At 46.9% G+C, this 18,431-nt stretch carries 19 protein-coding genes and 2 pseudogenes; 20 read left to right on the forward strand and 1 reads right to left on the reverse strand.

Going from position 1 to position 18,431, the window contains the following annotated elements; genetic code table 11:
• The first annotated feature begins 53 nt into the window (after positions 1-53).
• Positions 54-482 (forward strand): acyl-CoA thioesterase, encoded by a 429-nt coding sequence (locus ATH33_RS00825; protein WP_082240772.1) that lies wholly within the window; start codon positions 54-56, stop codon positions 480-482.
• Entirely contained in the window at positions 479-883 is a 405-nt protein-coding gene (locus ATH33_RS00830; RefSeq protein ID WP_037997612.1) for an FxsA family protein, read from the forward strand. The genes ATH33_RS00825 and ATH33_RS00830 overlap by 4 nt, the downstream gene beginning before the upstream one ends.
• A gap of 51 nt (positions 884-934) precedes the next feature.
• Here the strand turns inward: ATH33_RS00830 and ytvI are convergent, their stop codons facing one another.
• On the reverse strand, positions 935-2,083 hold the full coding sequence (ytvI, locus tag ATH33_RS00835; protein WP_037997610.1) for a sporulation integral membrane protein YtvI: 1,149 nt from the start codon (positions 2,081-2,083) through the stop codon (positions 935-937).
• 436 nt (positions 2,084-2,519) lie between these two features.
• On the opposite strand from ytvI, the gene citZ reads away from it, so the two are divergent.
• From citZ to ATH33_RS00925, 18 genes and pseudogenes are all read left to right on the forward strand, one after another.
• Positions 2,520-3,632: a citrate synthase gene (citZ, locus tag ATH33_RS00840; protein WP_037997609.1), complete on the forward strand. Its 1,113-nt coding sequence runs from the start codon at positions 2,520-2,522 to the stop codon at positions 3,630-3,632.
• A 239-nt stretch (positions 3,633-3,871) separates the two neighbouring features.
• Positions 3,872-5,167: an NADP-dependent isocitrate dehydrogenase gene (gene icd, locus ATH33_RS00845; protein WP_037993454.1), complete on the forward strand. Its 1,296-nt coding sequence runs from the start codon at positions 3,872-3,874 to the stop codon at positions 5,165-5,167.
• 19 nt (positions 5,168-5,186) lie between these two features.
• Positions 5,187-6,128 (forward strand): malate dehydrogenase, encoded by a 942-nt coding sequence (gene mdh, locus ATH33_RS00850; RefSeq protein ID WP_037993452.1) that lies wholly within the window; start codon positions 5,187-5,189, stop codon positions 6,126-6,128.
• Between the two features lie 221 nt (positions 6,129-6,349).
• A complete protein-coding gene (locus ATH33_RS00855; RefSeq protein ID WP_037993451.1) occupies positions 6,350-6,823 on the forward strand; it encodes an FAS1-like dehydratase domain-containing protein in 474 nt (157 codons plus the stop codon).
• Positions 6,824-6,963: 140 nt separating this feature from the next.
• Entirely contained in the window at positions 6,964-7,677 is a 714-nt protein-coding gene (locus ATH33_RS00860; RefSeq protein ID WP_037993448.1) for a response regulator transcription factor, read from the forward strand.
• Positions 7,674-9,416 (forward strand): two-component system histidine kinase PnpS, encoded by a 1,743-nt coding sequence (pnpS, locus tag ATH33_RS00865; RefSeq protein ID WP_037993447.1) that lies wholly within the window; start codon positions 7,674-7,676, stop codon positions 9,414-9,416. The genes ATH33_RS00860 and pnpS overlap by 4 nt, the downstream gene beginning before the upstream one ends.
• A gap of 130 nt (positions 9,417-9,546) precedes the next feature.
• Entirely contained in the window at positions 9,547-10,449 is a 903-nt protein-coding gene (locus ATH33_RS00870; protein ID WP_121873946.1) for a phosphate ABC transporter substrate-binding protein, read from the forward strand.
• A gap of 75 nt (positions 10,450-10,524) precedes the next feature.
• Positions 10,525-11,463 (forward strand): phosphate ABC transporter permease subunit PstC, encoded by a 939-nt coding sequence (gene pstC / locus ATH33_RS00875; RefSeq protein ID WP_052186618.1) that lies wholly within the window; start codon positions 10,525-10,527, stop codon positions 11,461-11,463.
• 1 nt (position 11,464) lies between these two features.
• Entirely contained in the window at positions 11,465-12,355 is an 891-nt protein-coding gene (gene pstA, locus ATH33_RS00880) for a phosphate ABC transporter permease PstA (protein WP_037993445.1), read from the forward strand.
• Positions 12,356-12,368: 13 nt separating this feature from the next.
• Complete coding sequence (pstB, locus tag ATH33_RS00885; protein WP_082240562.1) at positions 12,369-13,190, forward strand: phosphate ABC transporter ATP-binding protein PstB; 822 nt, start codon at positions 12,369-12,371, stop codon at positions 13,188-13,190.
• A gap of 36 nt (positions 13,191-13,226) precedes the next feature.
• Positions 13,227-13,961: pseudogene (gene pstB / locus ATH33_RS00890) on the forward strand (phosphate ABC transporter ATP-binding protein PstB); the annotation flags it as partial.
• 350 nt (positions 13,962-14,311) lie between these two features.
• Positions 14,312-15,445, forward strand: a complete 1,134-nt coding sequence (locus tag ATH33_RS00895; RefSeq protein WP_131470841.1) for a hypothetical protein — start codon at positions 14,312-14,314, stop codon at positions 15,443-15,445.
• Positions 15,427-15,729, forward strand: a complete 303-nt coding sequence (locus ATH33_RS00900; RefSeq protein ID WP_049719778.1) for a hypothetical protein — start codon at positions 15,427-15,429, stop codon at positions 15,727-15,729. Before ATH33_RS00895 ends, ATH33_RS00900 begins: the two co-directional genes overlap by 19 nt.
• A 10-nt stretch (positions 15,730-15,739) precedes the next feature.
• Entirely contained in the window at positions 15,740-16,012 is a 273-nt protein-coding gene (locus ATH33_RS00905; protein ID WP_037993437.1) for a hypothetical protein, read from the forward strand.
• A gap of 293 nt (positions 16,013-16,305) precedes the next feature.
• Positions 16,306-16,515 (forward strand): hypothetical protein, encoded by a 210-nt coding sequence (locus ATH33_RS00910; RefSeq protein ID WP_037993436.1) that lies wholly within the window; start codon positions 16,306-16,308, stop codon positions 16,513-16,515.
• Between the two features lie 198 nt (positions 16,516-16,713).
• Positions 16,714-17,008: pseudogene (locus ATH33_RS00915) on the forward strand (phosphate signaling complex PhoU family protein).
• 204 nt (positions 17,009-17,212) lie between these two features.
• On the forward strand, positions 17,213-18,145 hold the full coding sequence (locus ATH33_RS00920) for a type 2 periplasmic-binding domain-containing protein (protein ID WP_049719781.1): 933 nt from the start codon (positions 17,213-17,215) through the stop codon (positions 18,143-18,145).
• Between the two features lie 47 nt (positions 18,146-18,192).
• A complete protein-coding gene (locus tag ATH33_RS00925) occupies positions 18,193-18,390 on the forward strand; it encodes a hypothetical protein (protein ID WP_121873947.1) in 198 nt (65 codons plus the stop codon).
• Positions 18,391-18,431 lie beyond the last annotated feature (41 nt).

Consider the following 18,431-nt stretch of genomic DNA (forward strand, 5'->3'; position numbering starts at 1 on the left):
ATAAAACAATATGTCAAAAGTCACCGGTGCAATTCGAAGGGGGAATCCGTATGATGAAAAAGACGGCCGAAACGAAGCTGCGTGTCCGTTATCAGGAAACGGACCAAATGGGCGTGGTCTATCATGCCAATTATCTGGTTTGGTTTGAGTCGGGGCGTACCGAATTCATGAGGGAACACGGATTTTCATATAAAAAATTGGAAGAGAAAGGCATTTTGCTGCCGGTTGTGGATATTCACTGCAAATATCTGTATTCTGCCAAATATGATGATTTGGTGGTTGTGCGGACAAGCATCAAAGACTGGAACAAGTGGAAAATCATTTTTTCTTATGAAGTGGTAAACCATGAGACCGGCCAATGTCTGGCAAAAGGGGAATCCTCTCATTTATGGGTGGACCGGAACATGAAGCGGGTGAATTTGAAGAAAGCGGTTCCGGAGCTTTATGATTGGTTCATCCGTTTCACGGAGGAAGGAAAATGAGAAATCTGTTTTTGTTTCTTCTCGGTGCGATCATCGTCATCCCGGCATTGGAAATCTGGCTGTTCATTGAAATCGGAGGATGGATCGGGGCCCTGCCGACCATCATGCTCGTTTTTTTGAGCGCAGTGCTGGGAGCCTATTTTGCCAGACGGGAAGGTTGGAATACGTACCGGTTGGCCATGATCCAAATGCAAAACGGGGAATTGCCCGGCGAAGCTTTGCTTGACGGGGCTTGTATTTTGAGCGGAGGCATTTTGCTCATCACGCCCGGATTTTTTACGGATGCGGCCGGTTTTCTTTTGGTCTTTCCTTATACCCGTGCGATTGTCAAGCATTGGATCATCCGATGGTTGAAGAAGAAAATCGAACGCGGGGAAATCATATGGTACCGGAGATATTGAAAAGGAGTCCGATTCGGACTCCTTGTTTGCTTGGGGATGGGGTTTTTTCTGTCAATCCTTTTTCTGCCGGAGAACCGGCGGTTGATGACCGAGGATGTATTTCCAGACATCTTGGAAGACACGAGCCCGGTGAAGAGCCATTAAAATCACCACCGTAACCGGTCCCAGGATCAGCCCGATCATGCCAAACAGCTTTAAGCCGACAAACAACGAGATCAGGGTGAGCAGCGGATCAATGCCGATGCTGCTTGCCACCAATTTGGGTTCAAGGAATTGACGGACGGTGATAATGATTCCGTAAGTGATGGAAAGACCGATCGCCCATTGAAGGTTTCCGGTCAAAAACAAATAAATGATCCAGGGAACCAAAACGGCGCCGACACCCAGATAAGGCAGTAAGTCCACCAGCCCGATGATAAATGCGATGGTAAAGGCATACGGAACTTTTAATATCGTGAGCCCGATCAACATGATCACGGCAGTGATGGTGACCAGTGCAAGTTGTGCACGGACAAATCCGAGTAACGCTTTTTTTAAATCCGTTAAAATGGTACGGATTGTTTTTTGTATGTCAACGGGGATCACCCATAATATTTTTTTTCGTAAGCGCGGCCAGTCCCAACCGATAAACAGTGCGGCGAGCGTGATAAAGACAAGGACCGTGATTAAATAAGGCAGATTGCTGATAAACTGTCCGATGGCCACAAGGATTCCGGTGATGAATTCGCTTCCTTTATCGGCAATCACCCCGATATTTTCCTGGATGCTTTGGGAGATGCGTTGTTCATGTTCGGGATTTTTTTCCAGGTACGTTTGCACTGTATCAATGATCCGGCGAACATCAGTGTTTTCTTTCGTGAATGTCTGAACAAAAGTTTGGCCGACCTTATCGAAAATCACCGGCAGGAAGTCCGCCAGTTTCGTTAATTCAACCACGATTTCGGCTACCAAAAAAATAATCAGCGTCAACAACAAGCTCAGAAGCAATAACAGGATCAATGTCACTCCTGCCCAACGGGGGATTTTGGCCTTTTTGTTCAGCCAGCGGACCATCGGCTCGATAAGCATGGCGATCAACCAGCCGATCACAAAGGGATACACCAGCGGCATGGTGAATGAAACCAATAAATATGTACCCAGCAGTGCGCCGATCACCAGAAGGGACCGGAGAATGATTCCCATCCACTTAGGATAAACCATCTGACGCGGACCTCCCAGTTACAACGTTCTTTGCGGTTTTATTATACCATGGAAAAAGATAATCCATGGAGAAAATCAAAGCAAAATATTCGTTGAATTTGTTCAATTATAAACAATGGTGAATAACTGATGTGATAATTTGTTCAATTTATGATAAAATGAAAATCGATATAAAAAGCCGGGCACTACCAAAATTACAAAATGTATAAATTTAAATAATAATATTTATTATGATTTAGCTAAATATTATTATTTGATAAACAAGGATAATAGAAAAGTCCAAAATTTGTGTAAATACGAACAAATGATGTTTTATTGAAAAAGATGTTTTATAATTAGTAAAGAGAATGATGGTTCATTCATTAAAAAATTTTAACCGTTTTCAATAAAGGTAGTGTCCCACATGGCATAGATCTTTGAGTAAAGGAGCGATCATATGACGGTTGCAAAAGGTCTTGAAGGTATCGTGGCGTGTTCTTCCGAGATCAGTTCGATTATTGATGGGGTTTTAACATACCGTGGATATAACATTGATGACCTGGCCGATAATGCAACGTTTGAAGAAGTGGCTTTCTTATTGTGGAAAGGCCATCTTCCGACCCGGTCGGAATTGGACGAGTTAAAGAAAAATTTTGAGGATTATGCGGAAATCCCGGATGTCATTTATGAACAATTGAAAGCGTATCCGAAAGATGTACACCCCATGGGAGTGTTGCGCACGGCTGTTTCCACATTGGCCCTGTATGATGAGGAAGCCGATGACAACAGTCTGGAAGCAAATCAAAGAAAAGCGATCAAATTAACGGCAAAAATCCCGACCATCATTACAGCCTTTGCCAGAATCCGCCAAGGATTGGAGCCGGTTGCTCCCAAAAAAGGATTGAGCTTTGCGGCAAACTTCCTGTACATGTTAACGGGCGAAGAGCCTTCCGACGTATCTGTGAAAGCGTTTGATAAAGCGCTTGTGCTCCATGCCGACCATGAGCTGAATGCTTCCACGTTTGCCGCCCGGGTGACCACGGGAACGCTTTCCGATATCTATTCGGCGGTGACGACAGCGGTCGGGACCTTGAAAGGGCCGTTGCATGGCGGAGCCAATGAACGGGTCATGGCCATGTTGGAAGAAATCGGGAGCCCGGATCGCATCGAAACGGTGATCCAAGACAAATTGGACCGGAAAGAAAAAATCATGGGCTTTGGTCATCGTGTCTACAAAAACGGGGATCCGCGCGCCAAACATTTGCGGGAAATGTCCCGTCAATTGTCAGCTCAACACGGGGATACCAAATGGTACGACATGTCCACCTCCATCGAGAAACTGGTGACCGAGAAGAAAGGGCTCAAGCCCAATGTCGATTTCTATTCCGCTTCGGTTTACACTTATTTGGGCATTCCGCGGGATCTTTTCACGCCAATTTTTGCCATGAGCCGTGTAACCGGATGGACCGCTCACATCTTGGAGCAATATCGGGACAACCGTCTCATTCGTCCCCGTGCGGAGTATGTGGGGCCGACCAACCAACGTTATGTTCCGGTTGAAAACAGGTAAAAGGCAATTCTCTTTCATTCAGGCATCATCCCCATCCCGTTGATGCGGTGGCGGGATGGGGCAGAACTCCCCCACCTCGCAAGATCCACTGAATTTTGTTAAAATAAAATGGTGAAGGTGGACGGGTAGCCGGCTTTTCTTTGAATCGATGCCTGCCAGCACCTGTTCAGTGAGATGTTCGGGCAGGACGGGCCATTTTCTCCTGTCCCTTTTCGGATTATTGTAAAGGAGTGTGAAAGATGGCATTGTTTAAACAGTTAGAAGCGCCAACAAAAGGTGAACCCATTACAGTACAAAACGGAAAGCTTCAAGTCCCCGACAATCCGATTATTCCTTTCATCGAAGGCGACGGAACCGGTCCCGATATCTGGGCGGCGGCCAAACGGGTTTTGGATGCCGCTGTTGAAAAAGCATATCAAGGGAAAAAAGAAATTGCCTGGTATGAAGTGTATGCCGGCGAAAAAGCTTACAACCAATGGGGAGAATGGTTGCCGGAAGACACCTTGACAGCCATTCGTGAATATCTCGTTGCCATTAAAGGCCCGTTGACCACACCCGTGGGTGGCGGCATCCGTTCATTGAATGTCGCGTTGCGGCAAGAATTGGATTTGTATGTATGCTTGCGTCCGGTTCGTTATTTTGAAGGTGTTCCTTCTCCCGTGAAAAAACCGCAGGATGTGGATATGGTCATCTTCCGGGAAAATTCCGAGGATATTTATGCCGGAATCGAGTGGGAAGCCGGAAGCGAAGAAGTGAAGAAAGTCATCCAATTTTTACAAGAAGAAATGGGCGTGAAAAAAATCCGCTTCCCGGAAACGGCCGGAATCGGGGTCAAACCGGTTTCTTCGGAAGGAACCGAGCGGTTGGTGAAAGCGGCCATCGATTATGCCATTGAACATGGACGGAAAAGTGTCACTTTGGTACATAAAGGAAACATTATGAAGTTTACCGAAGGGGCCTTTAAAAATTGGGGTTATGAAGTAGCTGAGCGCGATTACAAAGATCAGGTGTTCACCTGGGCCGAATATGACCGCATCAAAGAAGAAAAAGGAACGGAAGCTGCCAACGAAGCGCAAGCCAAAGCCGAAGCAGAAGGAAAAATCATCGTAAAAGATGTGATTGCAGATGCCTTCTTGCAACAAATCCTGACACGTCCTGCCGAATATGATGTCATCGCCACCTTAAACCTGAACGGGGATTACATTTCCGACGCATTGGCGGCACAAGTTGGCGGAATCGGAATTGCGCCGGGAGCCAACATCAACTACAAAACCGGTCACGCCATTTTCGAAGCGACACACGGCACGGCTCCCAAATATGCCGGAATGGATAAAGTAAACCCGGGTTCGGTGATCTTGTCCGGCGTCTTGATGCTGGAACATCTGGGATGGCAAGAAGCGGCGGACCTCATTTACCAATCCATGAGCAAAACCATCAGCAACAAAACCGTTACGTATGACTTTGCCCGCTTAATGGATGGAGCAACAGAAGTCAAATGTTCAGAGTTTGCAGACCACCTGATTCAAAACTTGTAATATTTGAGGAGGATGCCAAATGGCCATTCGACGCAGAAAAATTTCTGTCATCGGTGCGGGATTTACCGGCAGTACAACAGCATTAATGCTTGCACAAAAAGAATTGGGTGACGTTGTACTTGTGGATATCCCAAAAGCGGAAAACCCCACGAAAGGAAAAGCGTTGGACATGTTGGAAGCCAGTCCTGTCCAAGGATTTGACGCCAACATCATCGGAACCAGCAACTATGAAGATACCAAAGATTCCGACTTGGTGATCATCACGGCCGGAGTGGCGCGCAAACCGGGAATGAGCCGGGATGACCTGGTCAACATTAACGCCGGAGTCGTCCGTTCCGTGACGGAACAAGTGGTTAAATATTCCCCGGATTGCATCATCATTGTGTTGACGAACCCGGTTGATGCCATGACCTATGAGGTTTACCGTACCTCCGGTTTCCCGAAACACCGTGTGATCGGCCAATCCGGCGTGTTGGATACGGCACGTTTCCGCACTTTTGTTGCCCAGGAATTGAACGTGTCTGTGGAAGACGTCAGCGGATTTGTTTTGGGAGGCCACGGGGATGACATGGTGCCTTTGGTGCGTTACTCCTATGCAGGCGGCATCCCGTTGGAGAAACTGATTCCCCAAGACCGTCTGGATGCCATTGTGGAACGGACACGCAAAGGCGGCGGAGAGATCGTCAACTTGTTGGGGAACGGAAGCGCATATTATGCGCCGGCCGCTTCGCTGGTTCAAATGGCCGAAGCGATTTTGAAAGACAAAAAACGCATTTTGCCGGCGGTTGCTTATCTGGAGGGCGAATACGGATACAACGATTTGTATCTCGGGGTGCCGACCATTTTGGGCGGAAGCGGTTTGGAAAAAGTGATCGTCCTCGATTTGACGGAAGAGGAAAAGAAAGCCCTGGACAAATCGGCGGAATCTGTGAAAAGCGTGATGAAAGTTTTACAGCAATAACAAGCGCCTTTGCCCGGAGTCGGACGATGCTCCGGGCATTTTCTTTACCAAAAAACGGCGGTGGGATGCATGAAAAAACGATGCGGAAGGGAAAACTAGGCATAAACCGGATTGATCAAGCTGCCCGCCGGCATAAAAAGGCCTTTTAAGTCTTTTTGCTTTTCTATGAATTTTCATTCAAGTATGCTAAAATGAAAGCGGATACATAGGGAGGGGTTCGCTTGGACTTTGGAAAATTAGTGACCACAGGAAAAGGTTGGAACGAAATTCAAGTGGGCGACGGGATTCAAGTCAAGAAAAAGGTGATTTTGCGCGATATTTTTGCTTATTTGGGAGCGGCAGACGACTGCAATCCCATTTACCTGAAAGAAAGCTACGCTGCTCAGACAAGATACCGCCAGGTGATCGTTCCGTCCGGACTCATTGTCAGTTGGATTTCAGCATTGATTTCTTCAGAGCTGCCGGGACCCGGAAGCGTTGTGAAAGAGATGCGTTTGTCTTTTCCTGAAACCTTTCATCCGGAAAATGAAATTTCTTTTTCACTGACGGTGAAGGACAAGAATCCCGCGGACCGGAACATTACTTTACAAGTGTTGGTCACCGGCGATGCGCGTACCATTGCGGAAGGAGAAATTGATGTATTGCCGCCGCAACCCTTAAATCCCATGATGGACAATCTGTTGGATAATTTTTGACAAAGGACGAAAGCACCTTCTTAAGGGAAGGTGCTTTTTTTACTTTTTCTTAACTTTGTTATGTTATGATTTGCTTTGTAAATAAAAGATGAAAGAATTTGGAATAATTCATGGCGAGAATAAAAGGGGGGCGAACGGCGATGAGCAAAAAAATCTTGGTGGTGGATGATGAACCGTCCATTGTGAAGTTAGTGCAATTCAACCTGAAGAAAGAAGGGTATCAGGTTGAGGTGGCGTATGACGGGGAAATGGCGTTGGAGATGGCGGATCAATTCCATCCGGACTTGGTGGTGTTGGACTTGATGTTGCCCAAAATGGACGGGTTGGAAGTCTGTCGCAGGCTCAGACAGGAGAAAAGGCATATTCCCATTTTGATGCTGACAGCCAAAACGGATGAACTGGATAAAGTGCTGGGGCTTGAGCTCGGTGCTGACGATTATATGACCAAACCATTCAGCCCGCGGGAGCTTTTGGCGCGTGTCAAAGCCATTTTCCGCCGGATTGAGGTGTTGAGAAGGGAAGCGCAGGAACGCGGGAACCCGTCGGTGATGCGGATCGGGAATTTGCAAATCGACCCGGAAGGGTATGTGGTTTTAAGGGATCACCAGGAGGTCGATTTAACCCCGAAAGAATTTGAGTTGCTCTTATACTTGGCCTGCCACCGCGGAAAAGTGCTGTCAAGGGATCAATTGCTCAATGCGGTCTGGAATTATGATTATGTTGGCGATTCCCGGATTGTGGATGTTCATGTCAGCCATTTGCGCGATAAGATCGAGGCGGATTCGCGCAACCCCGTTTATATCAAAACCGTTCGCGGAATCGGATATAAATTTGAAGGGCCCAAAGAAAGATGAGATCACTGAGAGCGAAAATCACTTGGTCTTTTTTGATTTTGATCGGGTGCTCCGTGCTGGGAACCGGGGTTTTTGTGGCTTTGCTGCTCAGATCTTCCTATTTGGATTCATTAACCGACCGCTTGGAGAAAGAAAGCAAAGTGTTGGCTGAAACCGTGCAGTGGACGGATCAGCAAGCTTTGAAGAAGCAAAAAGAGTTGTATGAGCGGACGTTGGGCGTGCACGTCAATTTCTTTGACGTACATGGCAAGCCGTTTGGCAACGCAACATTGGATTCAAAAACGGGACTGCAACTTCCGGAAGTGAAAAATGCACTGGCAAGCGGGAAAGAAGGGGGTGTGCGAACCGCGATCCGGGATGATTATTTGCATGCTGCCGTTCCCGTTCAAAAAGGAAAAGAAGTGGTCGGAGCGATCCGGCTGTCTTTGGATATCAAAGAAGTGAATCAGTCGTTGCACCAAGTGTGGGTTTCCCTGGTGCTGGGACTTTTGATTGCTTATGCTTTGGCCGCATTTTTCAGTTCCCGCATTGCCGGCGGAGTCACTCGTCCGTTGGAAGAAATCACCCAGGTGGCAGTTGACATTGCCCGCAAGAATTTTCATCGCCGGATCCGGCATGAAAGCGGGGATGAGATGGCGCATTTGGGGCAGGCGATCAACCGGATGTCCCACAGTTTGCAAAAACAGATGGAAATGATCCGGAAAAACGAACGCCGGTTAAACAGCATCATCGAATCGATGGAAAGCGGCCTGATCATGATTGATGCCACCGGAAAAGTGAGTTTGGCCAACCGGGCGTTTGAGCGGATGTTCGGGATACCCGAAAGTGATTTGATCGGCCGTTCTTTTAAGCAATTAACTTATCCTTACGACATTCGCTCCCTGATTACCGAGTGTGCCGAAAAAAACATGCGAATCCGTAAAGAAATCCATTTGTACTATCCGGAAGAAAAAATGCTGGAAGCCAATCTGGCGCCGATGTGGGTGGAAAAAAACGGAGTCGGCGTGGTGGTGGTCTTTCATGATTTGACTGCCATCCGGCGTCTGGAACAATTGCGCAAAGATTTTGTGGCCAATGTGTCCCATGAATTGAAAACGCCGATCACTTCCATCCGGGGATTTGCCGAAACGTTGTTGGATGGAGCGATGTCCGATCAAGAAACATGCCGGGAATTTCTTGACATTATTCATGGAGAGAGTTTGCGGTTGGAACGGCTGATTGGCGATTTGCTGGAATTGACGCAAATCGAATCCAAAAAGATGCCTTTGAAATTGGAACGGGTTCCGGTTGAAACCCTGCTTGAAAATGTGAGCAAGACGGTCAAAGACCGGATCTTCAGCAAAGGGCTTTCCTTTTCCATGGAGATTCCGGAACCTTTTGAGGTGGAAATCGATCAAGACCGGTTCCGGCAAATTTTGTTGAATCTGCTTTCCAATGCCATGAACTACACCCCTCCAGGCGGGTGCATCACGGTCCGGGCCACCGGCGATGACAAAGAATGGACGCTTGTAGTTCGAGATACGGGAATCGGCATACCGGCCGAGGATTTGCCGCGCATTTTTGAACGCTTTTACCGGGTGGACAAAGCCAGATCCCGCGATTCAGGGGGCACCGGTCTGGGATTGGCCATTGTGAAACATTTGGTGGAAGTGCACCAAGGCAAGATTGATGTGGAAAGCCGGGTGGGGCAAGGCACGTCATTCCGGTTGACTTTTCCCCTGCACCTGAAGGATGACTAAATCGTGTGAATCTGAACAGCTGTGAGAGATTAACAGAATCTTTACAGCTGTTTTATTTGTATATAAAAGAAAAAGATTAAAGTTCAAAGTGTTGAACGGAATCATTCCTGACAGTAGGGGGACTTTTACCATGCTGAAAAAAGGTTTTTTGCTTGCCGGGGTTTTGTTTTTCGCCCTCGGAACTTTGACAGGTTGTGGAGGCAACGGCCAAGGCGAGGGCAACGGGAAATTGTCCGGCACGTTGACCGTGGTGGGTTCCACCGCCATGCAACCGCTCGTCGATGAAGCGGGCAATGCTTTTACCGCCACAAATCCCGGCGTGCAAGTCAATGTTCAGGGAGGTGGAAGCGGAGCGGGATTAAGTGCGGTCATGAATGATACGGCCGATATCGGAAATTCCGATGTTTACGCTGAAGAAAAAGAAAAAATCGATCCCAATCAAGTCGTTGACCATAAAGTGTTTGTTGTCGGAATTGCGCCGGTTGTCCATCCGGATACCGGGGTCGGGGATGTGACCCGGCAACAGCTGATTGATATTTTCACAGGCAAAATCAAAAACTGGAAAGAGCTTGGCGGAAAAGATCAGCCGATAGTCTTGGTGAACCGCCCGGCCAGCTCCGGGACACGGGCGGCCTTCACCAAATACGGATTAAACGAAAATCAGGAATTCCGCGGTGAAGGCGGCATTGAGGAAGAATCATCCGGAACGGTTCTCAAAATCGTCTCAGAAACGCCCGGAGCCATCGGATATCTTGCCTTCTCTTACGTGGATGATTCGGTGCAGGCATTGAAAGTGGATGGTGACGAGCCAACCAATGAAAATGTGTACACCAATCAATGGAAAATCTGGGCGTATGAACACATGTACACCCATAAAAACGGCAAAAACAAAGAGTTGGAAGAAGCTTTCATCCAATATATCCAGTCCGATGAAGTGCAAAACGGATTGGTGAAAAAACTGGGGTATATCCCCATCAGCGAAATGAAGGTGGAGCGGGACGTTGAAGGCAAGGTGACCCCGATCCAATCATAATTTCCGGCATCCTGAAGGGACAGGGGTTTGCAAATTCTGTCCCTTTCATTGGACAGGACAGGAAGGAGATGGAAGATGGAACAAGTTGCTTCCGCAAACCGTTCACTGAAAGAAGAACTGATTCAGCCCGAACGGAAAATGTTGAGAATTGAAAAACAAGGAAAAATCATCACGTTTCTTTGTGCGTGGATTTTAATCGTGACCTTATTTTCGCTCATCTGGTTTATTGCTTCCAAAGGAATTGCCCCGTTTTTCCGAAACGAAATCACCTTGTCTGAATTTTTTTCATTGCAGTGGGGTCCCGCCATTTCACCGGAGCAAGGCGGCCCTTTTTACGGAGTGCTTGCTTTTGTGTACGGTTCGCTGGCGGTTGCCGCGGGTGCGGTGATCATCAGTGCCCCGCTCGGGATCGGTGCAGCCATCTTTATGACGGAAATTGCGCCGGGTTGGGGGAGGAAAATTTTGCAGCCGGTCACTGAAATGTTGGTGGGAATTCCGTCTGTCGTTTACGGATTCATCGGCCTGACAGTCATTGTTCCATGGATACGCAGCGTGGCCGGCGGTTTCGGATTCGGCTTGTTATCCGGAATGCTGGTTTTGGCCGTGATGATTTTGCCCACCATCATCAGTGTCGGGGCAGATGCCATTCAAGCCGTCCCCAAAACGGTTCGGGAAGGCTCTTATGCACTGGGGGCAACCCGCTGGCAAACCATTTCCCGGCTGGTGGTTCGTTCGGCGATGCCCGGATTGATGACCGGAGTGGTTTTGGGAATGGCCCGGGCGTTCGGGGAAGCCTTGGCGGTCCAAATGGTGATTGGAAATGCCCCCAATTTGCCGGTCAGCTTCACCACCCCTATCAGCACCCTGACCAGTGTGATCACTTTAAACATGGGAAATACCGTCCAAGGAACAACCGAACAGGATGTGCTGTGGTCGATGGCACTGATTTTGCTACTCATGACCCTGATTTTTATTTTTTTGATCCGTTTTATTTCCCGAAGGAGAGAAGATTGACATGAACGCAAAAGTTATCGACCGGATTGCAACCGCGATCTTTTATGCGATCGCCGTTTTGATCGTCGGAATATTGCTCGGACTGATCGGTTTTATTTTGATGCGCGGTTTGAAAGTGGTGGATTGGGCGTTTATCACCGAAGCGCCGGGTTCGGTTTTGACCGGTGGCGGAGGTGTCGGGCCGCAGTTGTTCAATTCCTTTTATCTCCTGGTGTTGACGATGTTGATCACCATCCCGTTGGGGCTGGGTGGCGGCATTTACATGGCGGAGTATGCCAAACCCGGCAACCTGACCGGCTTCATCCGCTTGAGTATCGAAGTGTTGTCTTCCCTTCCTTCGATTGTGGTCGGTCTGTTCGGCCTGTTGGTGTTTGTCCAATACACCGGATGGGGATATTCGCTTCTGGCGGGGGCACTGGCTTTGTCCGTCTTTAACCTGCCTTTGATGGTGCGGATTGTGGAACAGTCTTTGTCCTCGGTTCCCCGGGAGCAGAAGGAAGCCAGTCTGGCTCTCGGAGTGACGCATTGGCAAACGATTTGCAGAGTGTTGCTTCCGGCTGCATTGCCGGGGATCATCACCGGGACCATTTTGGCCTCGGGCCGTGTGTTTGGGGAAGCCGCCGCCTTGTTGTTTACAGCGGGAATGACTTCGCCTCCGCTGGACTTTACCCATTGGGATGTTACCTCACCGGCTTCACCGTTCAATCCGTTCCGCCCGGCATCGACATTGGCGGTTCACATTTGGAAAGTCAATGCCGAAGGGATCATTCCCGATGCCAAGGAAGTGGCTGCCGGGGCTTCTGCTTTGCTGGTGATCGCTGTTTTGATTTTCAATCTGCTTGCCCGTTGGTTGGGGCGGTGGATTCATGCACGCCTTACATCCAATCGATAAGGGGGAATGCGGGATGTTACAAACGGTCGGGTTGCCTGTGAAGGGAAAGGTAAAACAGGGCCGGCAACTGGAAACGAAAAATCGGGTGGTCCAGTTGGAAACCGTCGGTTTAAACGTTTATTACGGCGAAAATCATGCGGTGAAAGATGTGAATCTCCCTTTCCATCAACATCATGTCACGGCATTGATCGGCCCCTCCGGGTGTGGGAAGTCCACTTTTTTGCGATGCTTAAACCGGATGAATGACACGATTTCGGGCGCCCGTGTGGAAGGAAAAATTTTGGTGGAGGGCATTGACATCAACGACCCCGGGATTCATGCCAATGCCTTGCGGCGCCGGATCGGAATGGTGTTTCAACGCCCCAACCCGTTTCACAAATCGATTTATGAAAACATTGCTTTTGCTCCCCGGATTTACGGAGCCAAGAAAAAAGAGCTGAACGGACTTGTTGAGGATAGCTTGAAGAAAGTCGGGTTGTGGGAGGAAGTCAAGGATCGTTTGCATCAGTCTGCCTTGACGCTTTCCGGCGGACAGCAACAACGGTTGTGCATTGCCAGAGCCATTGCCGTGAAACCGAAAATCCTCTTGCTGGATGAGCCCACCTCCGCGCTGGACCCGGTATCCACTGCCAAAATCGAGGAGTTGGTCCGGGAATTAAAAGAAGAGTTCACCATTGTCATGGTGACCCACAACATGCAGCAGGCTGCCCGGGTTTCCGATTATACGGCTTATTTTTACATGGGGCGTTTGATTGAATGGAATGAGACCCGGGAGCTGTTTACCCGGCCCGGGAAGAAAGAGACCGGGGATTATTTGACCGGACGATTTGGTTGAAGGAAGGGGAGTCAAATGGCGGACAAAATCTCCATTAAACAATTCAATCTCTTTTATGGGGAGAAGCAAGCGTTGAAAAACATTCAATTCAATATCAGGAAAAACAAAGTCACAGCATTGATCGGTCCCTCCGGGTGCGGGAAGTCCACCTTGCTCCGGAGCATCAACCGGATGAACGACATGATTCCGGGGGTGAAGACTTACGGCCGGATTTTGATTGACGGGAAAAACATTTATGAACCGGAAGTGGACTTGGTGCAACTCCGGAAAAAAGTGGGGATGGTTTTTCAACAACCCAACCCTTTCCCCGTTTCCATTTACGATAATGTGGCGTACGGGCCCCGTGTTCACGGGGTGAAAGAAAAAAAGAAGCTGGATGAGATTGTGGAACGGACATTGACGCAAGCCCATTTATGGGAGGAAGTGAAGAACCGGCTTCACCAGTCGGCCATGGGGTTGTCGGGAGGACAGAAACAGCGTTTGGTGATTGCACGCGTGTTGGCGGTGGAGCCGGAAATCATTCTGATGGATGAACCGGCTTCCGCCCTGGATCCGGTTTCCACCGAACGCTTGGAAGAATTGGTTGTCCAGTTAAAGGAAAATTACACTGTTGTGATGGTCACTCACAATATGCAACAAGCCGCCCGGGTGTCGGATCAAACCGTGTTTTTCTTAAACGGAGAAGTGTTGGAAGAAAATGACACCTGGCAACTGTTTACCCGGCCCCGGGACCGCCGGACGGAAGAATATATTCAAGGCCGGTTTGGTTGAGGAAAGGAGAGGGTCCTTCTTGGCCCGTCCGTTGGATCATTCATTAAAAGAATTCCACTTCAGTAAAGCTTGTGCCCAACCTAACTTTAATTTCTTCTGGGATTATATGGATCTTGAAAAACTCGAACACCTGAAAATTTAATATACACAAAAACTGAAGCATATTGCTTGACCTGCAAAAGAGCAGGTTTATTTTTTTTGTTAAAAATTAGTTAGAAATTCAATTGTCTGTTACCGAATCATTGTCAAAGGTTGGAGATTGGTTCGGGGACAAAATTTCAGGGGCATGGGAATGGACCAAAGAGAAAGCGGCTGCCTTTTGGGATTGGCTCACCAAGATTTGCTCCAAAATGGCAGAAGTCGTGATTGATACGATGTCAACGGCTTGGGAATGGGTGAAAAAATATAAAGAATATATAGCTTTTGCCGGTGTTTTGATTTTGGGGATCGTCTTGTGCATCTTTGCCACACCGTTAGGGAGAGCCGTACTTAGTGGTATGTTGTCATTTGTGATCAGTATGGCCCTGAATGGTTGGGAAATTAACAAAATGACCTTCTTGGAAGTAGCCATTGGCGGCATCTTGGGATTGGTCGGCGGAGGCATCACGGCAGGAGCTTCCCGGGGATTGGCGAGCGGTATCGGACAAAAACTGATCATGGGTGCCAAGAATTCCAAAGTCTTGGGGCCTGTTCTTCGCGGAGGACAAAAACTGGTTTCCAAATTGCCGGCACCTCTTCAGAAAATGTTTGGTAAAGGCGGAGCCATCGGAGCCGTCGAGGGTGCCGGCACCAGTGTGGCAGACGATATTTTGCATGGACGGAAGATCAATTGGAAAAATGCCATTTTGGCAGGAATTTTTGGAGCCGGCTCCGTCGCCGTGGTTCACTTTGCCCAACCAGCGATTAATAAAGCCGTTGCATCACTGGAACCGGTACTGGCCAAAACCCCGATTGTCAAAAATGTTTTCAACAAAGTTGGCGATTGTGTTGCGGTTCGGCAAACGGGGAGATATCACGCTTTAATTGATATTCCATTTTCTAATTGTTTTCATGCTCCAGATGGAGTAACTTCAGGTGGAAATTCTTCATCTGCAAAGCCACTCTCTCTGGAACAAAGACGAGAAAATGTAAAACATATAGCAGAATATACAGATTTAAGTAAAGAAGGGTTAAAAGGAAAAGGATATAAACTAAAAAACGGTGCAATTATTAAAGGACAGAAAATAGTGAAGGTAAATTCAATAGAAAAATATAGAAAAGCGGAAGGAAAACTAAGCTTAGAATATGTTGCTAAATTAAGAAAAGAATTAGGAATCCCGTTTTTAAAAGAGGATAACTTGTTAATAGAAAATGATATATTGAAGAGTGGAAATACCGTCGCAGTACTTGAATCGGATGGAGTACAAATTTGGGGAAGAAGTGGATGGGGAATTGATGTAGGAGGGTATTCAGAATTGAGGAAGGAATGGGCAAAAGAAAAATAGGAAAACTAGGTACCCCCCGGGAGAAATTTGCTACAAATGGACAAACCTATACTCATGCAGAAGGCGATGTATTTTGGCATTTATATAAGTATAGAAAGAGCAAAAAGATACTAGGTGGGAAAGCCACATTAGTGGTAGACCGTCCATTTTGCGGACCATGTGGTGATGGTAGAGGTGTTCAAAATCTAGTTGAAGAAGTGGGACTAGATGAATTGATTGTTAAAACACCTGATGGAAAGGAAATAATTCGTCCAAGACCGGGATATAAAAGACAAAGTTGGTAGGTGGTATATATTGAAAAATTATGAATTAAGTATTCAAAATAAATCAAAAGTAATTTCAAATCCTACTTGGGAAAAAGTTTATGAAGTCTTGGAAAGTCTGGATGGCAAGAAAGTGAGTCAAGCAAGTCTAAAAATAGAAGATGTTGGATTTATGACAGTAGTGGGTGGAGAGTTTATTGAAGAGAAAGGACAAAGAGTATATATTGTTGAGTTCTTTGATGAAAATGGTGATTTTAATACCTTGCTTAACCCAAATGGAGACCCTGATGAATACTTTTTTTAGCTACAGGTCAAATTGCAACAGATATAGCAGATATTCATCTGGTGGGTTTTCAAGAAGTAGTCCATGCGATGAAGTATTTTTACCAAACGAGAGAGCTTTCCAATGATCTGGATTGGGAATGATTTTTAAATGAAAGCATCACTTATTGAATCTTAATTATGGGATTGATAAAAAACTTTAAGCTGGGAATACGCCTGCTTAAGCCATTATGTATATGGAAGAAAGCAGGCGTATGATTTATAAATAGAACAATTCAATGGATTATTAAGAAATTAGTGCTTGGGATGTGATCCATGGCGATGCCAATAGCTGGGCAAAATGGTGTGGTTATGCTTTCTATTGAGATTGTTGATGATGAAATGATAAACGCGTTTACACAAGAAATTAAAAAAGTAGACGGATACCAAGAAGAATGTCGTTTAAAACAATACCTATTGGAAAATTATCCGGCAGGCAGTGATAGGAAAATTAGGAGAGAAGAATTGTTGAACTTGATTGCATAAAGATTATGAAGTGGAACATTTCCGCTATATTTGGTGTATTATCTGAAGGGGATTTTCCCCTTTTAATCGTAGAAGCAATTGAGTAAATGACTTTTTGATGATTTCCAAAGCCGATACACTGAAGTTTCAAAGCCGAAGTTGATTGAATGAAGAATTTTTATTTTAACTCTTTTCTCTCTGGAGTCCATGTTGTTGAAGATGGGGGAGCAGGTGGAAGTTTCGATTCACAAAGCGCTCAAGGCTTTTGAGAAAAGAGAAGTTACGGTTGCGCAAGGAGTGATCCGGGAAGACCACCATGTCGATGAGATGGAAGAAAAAATCGATGATACCGTGGTCAAACTGATTGCAACCCAACAACCTGGCCACCGATCTCAGAAAGATATTCAAGGCGATGAAGATTGCATCCGACTTGGAAAGAATAGCGGACCATGTCACCAATATTGCCGAAAGTGTTGTATATATGGAAACCGGTAAACAAATGGATTTGAATTAACAGGATTTTGTCCGGACCCTTTGGGGGATTTTTTGGAGGCTGAAGGGACCTGGGAAAAGCAAGAAGGACAGGCAGGGGACGGTGATGTTCCCTGTTTTTTCATTTGTGTTTTGCTCCCGTTGTCCCAAAAATGGTTCAAGGGGGATGTTTTGGAACATTTTGCAGTTTATAATGTCTCATGTCAACGATGATTGGAGGTCATGCATGATGCTGTTTTTAGACATCCCCGAGCCGATGGACGGGAAATTGAGGCAGAAGATTTTGAGAAGGCAAAAATGGAAAAGAGCCGTGAAATGGGGGATCGCCGCTTTTGTTGTCGTGCTCTTATTCATCAATTTCAAATTTTTTATTTCCCCCCATACCAAGGATTTTTTCAAATCCCTCGGGCTGGATCCGGAGGCTTTGAACAGTCCGGAGGTATATGGAGGAGCTATTCAGAGTTTGGTGACAGCGCTCACGGTGGTCACAACCTTTTATATTTACAACCGGTCGAAAACGGCTGTCATGAGCCAGAAAGTGTATGATCAAAAGTTTGAGGCATACAGCCGGATTTGGGAGAAGGTGCAGAAGATTGAACAGGAGTTTGAGCGAACGGCCGTCCGGCCGGATTATCATGATGCACTGGCAAATTTGAAAAAGGAAATCGAGCATTTTTACCAGTTTTGCAGAAGCAAATACCTGGTCGTCTCCCCCACGGTGATGGACCTGTTGGGAAATTGGACGGCAAGTTGCTATTTGGAAGTGACAAGCAAAATCAATATGGGCAGGAGACACTATGGAAATGTCCCTTTGGAGCAGATCACGGAGTGGCATGAATACAGGAAAGCTTCCAAAGCAAGGAAAGTCAGCTTGGAACAGCTGGTGATTGCCATGAAAATGGATTTGGGCTTGTTGGTCTTGGAAGAGGAGATCGATGAGTCGTTTGGCAAGGTTTCCGAAGAAATTAAGGGAACGATCGATGAAATCGAGAAATTCTACCGGAAAACCGGACTGATCGATCCTGAGGAAACCAATCTTTTTGAGCTCAAAAACAAAGTGAAAGAGAAGAACCAAAGGCTTCTCAGGCAACGATTGATGGATGTGTTGAATCCCAGAAAGAGGGCGGAAAGAGGGGCCGGTGAGCGGATGAAAGAGTAGCCGCCGGTTTCAAAAGCATAAACTTGGCGAGGAGGAGATGGACGGATATGGATAAGAAAAAACAGATCAGAGTACTGGTGGACGGTTGTGTTTTTGCCAATGACCAAAATCAAAACGTGGATCTGGATGAGTTTGTGGACGCTTTTCTTGAATGGGTGGAGTCAAACGGATGGCATTTTGGAGGGGGCGTGAGGCAGGTGGATGAGGACGGGGAGCCTGCAAGCTGCGGGAAAAGAGAGAGCTGAAAAGCCCTCTCTTTTTTTATGAGCCGTCAAGCCAATGATGC

Origin of the sequence: Thermoactinomyces vulgaris (assembly GCF_003688725.1) — a bacterium.
Classification (GTDB): domain Bacteria; phylum Bacillota; class Bacilli; order Thermoactinomycetales; family Thermoactinomycetaceae; genus Thermoactinomyces; species Thermoactinomyces vulgaris.

Coding starts and splice junctions, on each gene's coding strand:
- ATH33_RS00830 (WP_037997612.1), top strand. CDS start 479: ATGAGAAATCTGTTTTTGTTTCTTCTCGGTGCGATCATCGTCATCCCG.
- pstA (WP_037993445.1), top strand. CDS start 11,465: ATGAACGCAAAAGTTATCGACCGGATTGCAACCGCGATCTTTTATGCG.
- ATH33_RS00870 (WP_121873946.1), top strand. CDS start 9,547: ATGCTGAAAAAAGGTTTTTTGCTTGCCGGGGTTTTGTTTTTCGCCCTC.
- pstB (WP_082240562.1), top strand. CDS start 12,369: ATGTTACAAACGGTCGGGTTGCCTGTGAAGGGAAAGGTAAAACAGGGC.
- ATH33_RS00900 (WP_049719778.1), top strand. CDS start 15,427: ATGGGCAAAAGAAAAATAGGAAAACTAGGTACCCCCCGGGAGAAATTT.
- ATH33_RS00920 (WP_049719781.1), top strand. CDS start 17,213: ATGATGCTGTTTTTAGACATCCCCGAGCCGATGGACGGGAAATTGAGG.
- mdh (WP_037993452.1), top strand. CDS start 5,187: ATGGCCATTCGACGCAGAAAAATTTCTGTCATCGGTGCGGGATTTACC.
- citZ (WP_037997609.1), top strand. CDS start 2,520: ATGACGGTTGCAAAAGGTCTTGAAGGTATCGTGGCGTGTTCTTCCGAG.
- icd (WP_037993454.1), top strand. CDS start 3,872: ATGGCATTGTTTAAACAGTTAGAAGCGCCAACAAAAGGTGAACCCATT.
- ytvI (WP_037997610.1), bottom strand. CDS start 2,083: ATGGTTTATCCTAAGTGGATGGGAATCATTCTCCGGTCCCTTCTGGTG.
- pstC (WP_052186618.1), top strand. CDS start 10,525: ATGGAACAAGTTGCTTCCGCAAACCGTTCACTGAAAGAAGAACTGATT.
- ATH33_RS00895 (WP_131470841.1), top strand. CDS start 14,312: ATGGCAGAAGTCGTGATTGATACGATGTCAACGGCTTGGGAATGGGTG.
- ATH33_RS00860 (WP_037993448.1), top strand. CDS start 6,964: ATGAGCAAAAAAATCTTGGTGGTGGATGATGAACCGTCCATTGTGAAG.
- ATH33_RS00925 (WP_121873947.1), top strand. CDS start 18,193: ATGGATAAGAAAAAACAGATCAGAGTACTGGTGGACGGTTGTGTTTTT.
- pnpS (WP_037993447.1), top strand. CDS start 7,674: ATGAGATCACTGAGAGCGAAAATCACTTGGTCTTTTTTGATTTTGATC.
- ATH33_RS00825 (WP_082240772.1), top strand. CDS start 54: ATGAAAAAGACGGCCGAAACGAAGCTGCGTGTCCGTTATCAGGAAACG.
- ATH33_RS00910 (WP_037993436.1), top strand. CDS start 16,306: ATGGCGATGCCAATAGCTGGGCAAAATGGTGTGGTTATGCTTTCTATT.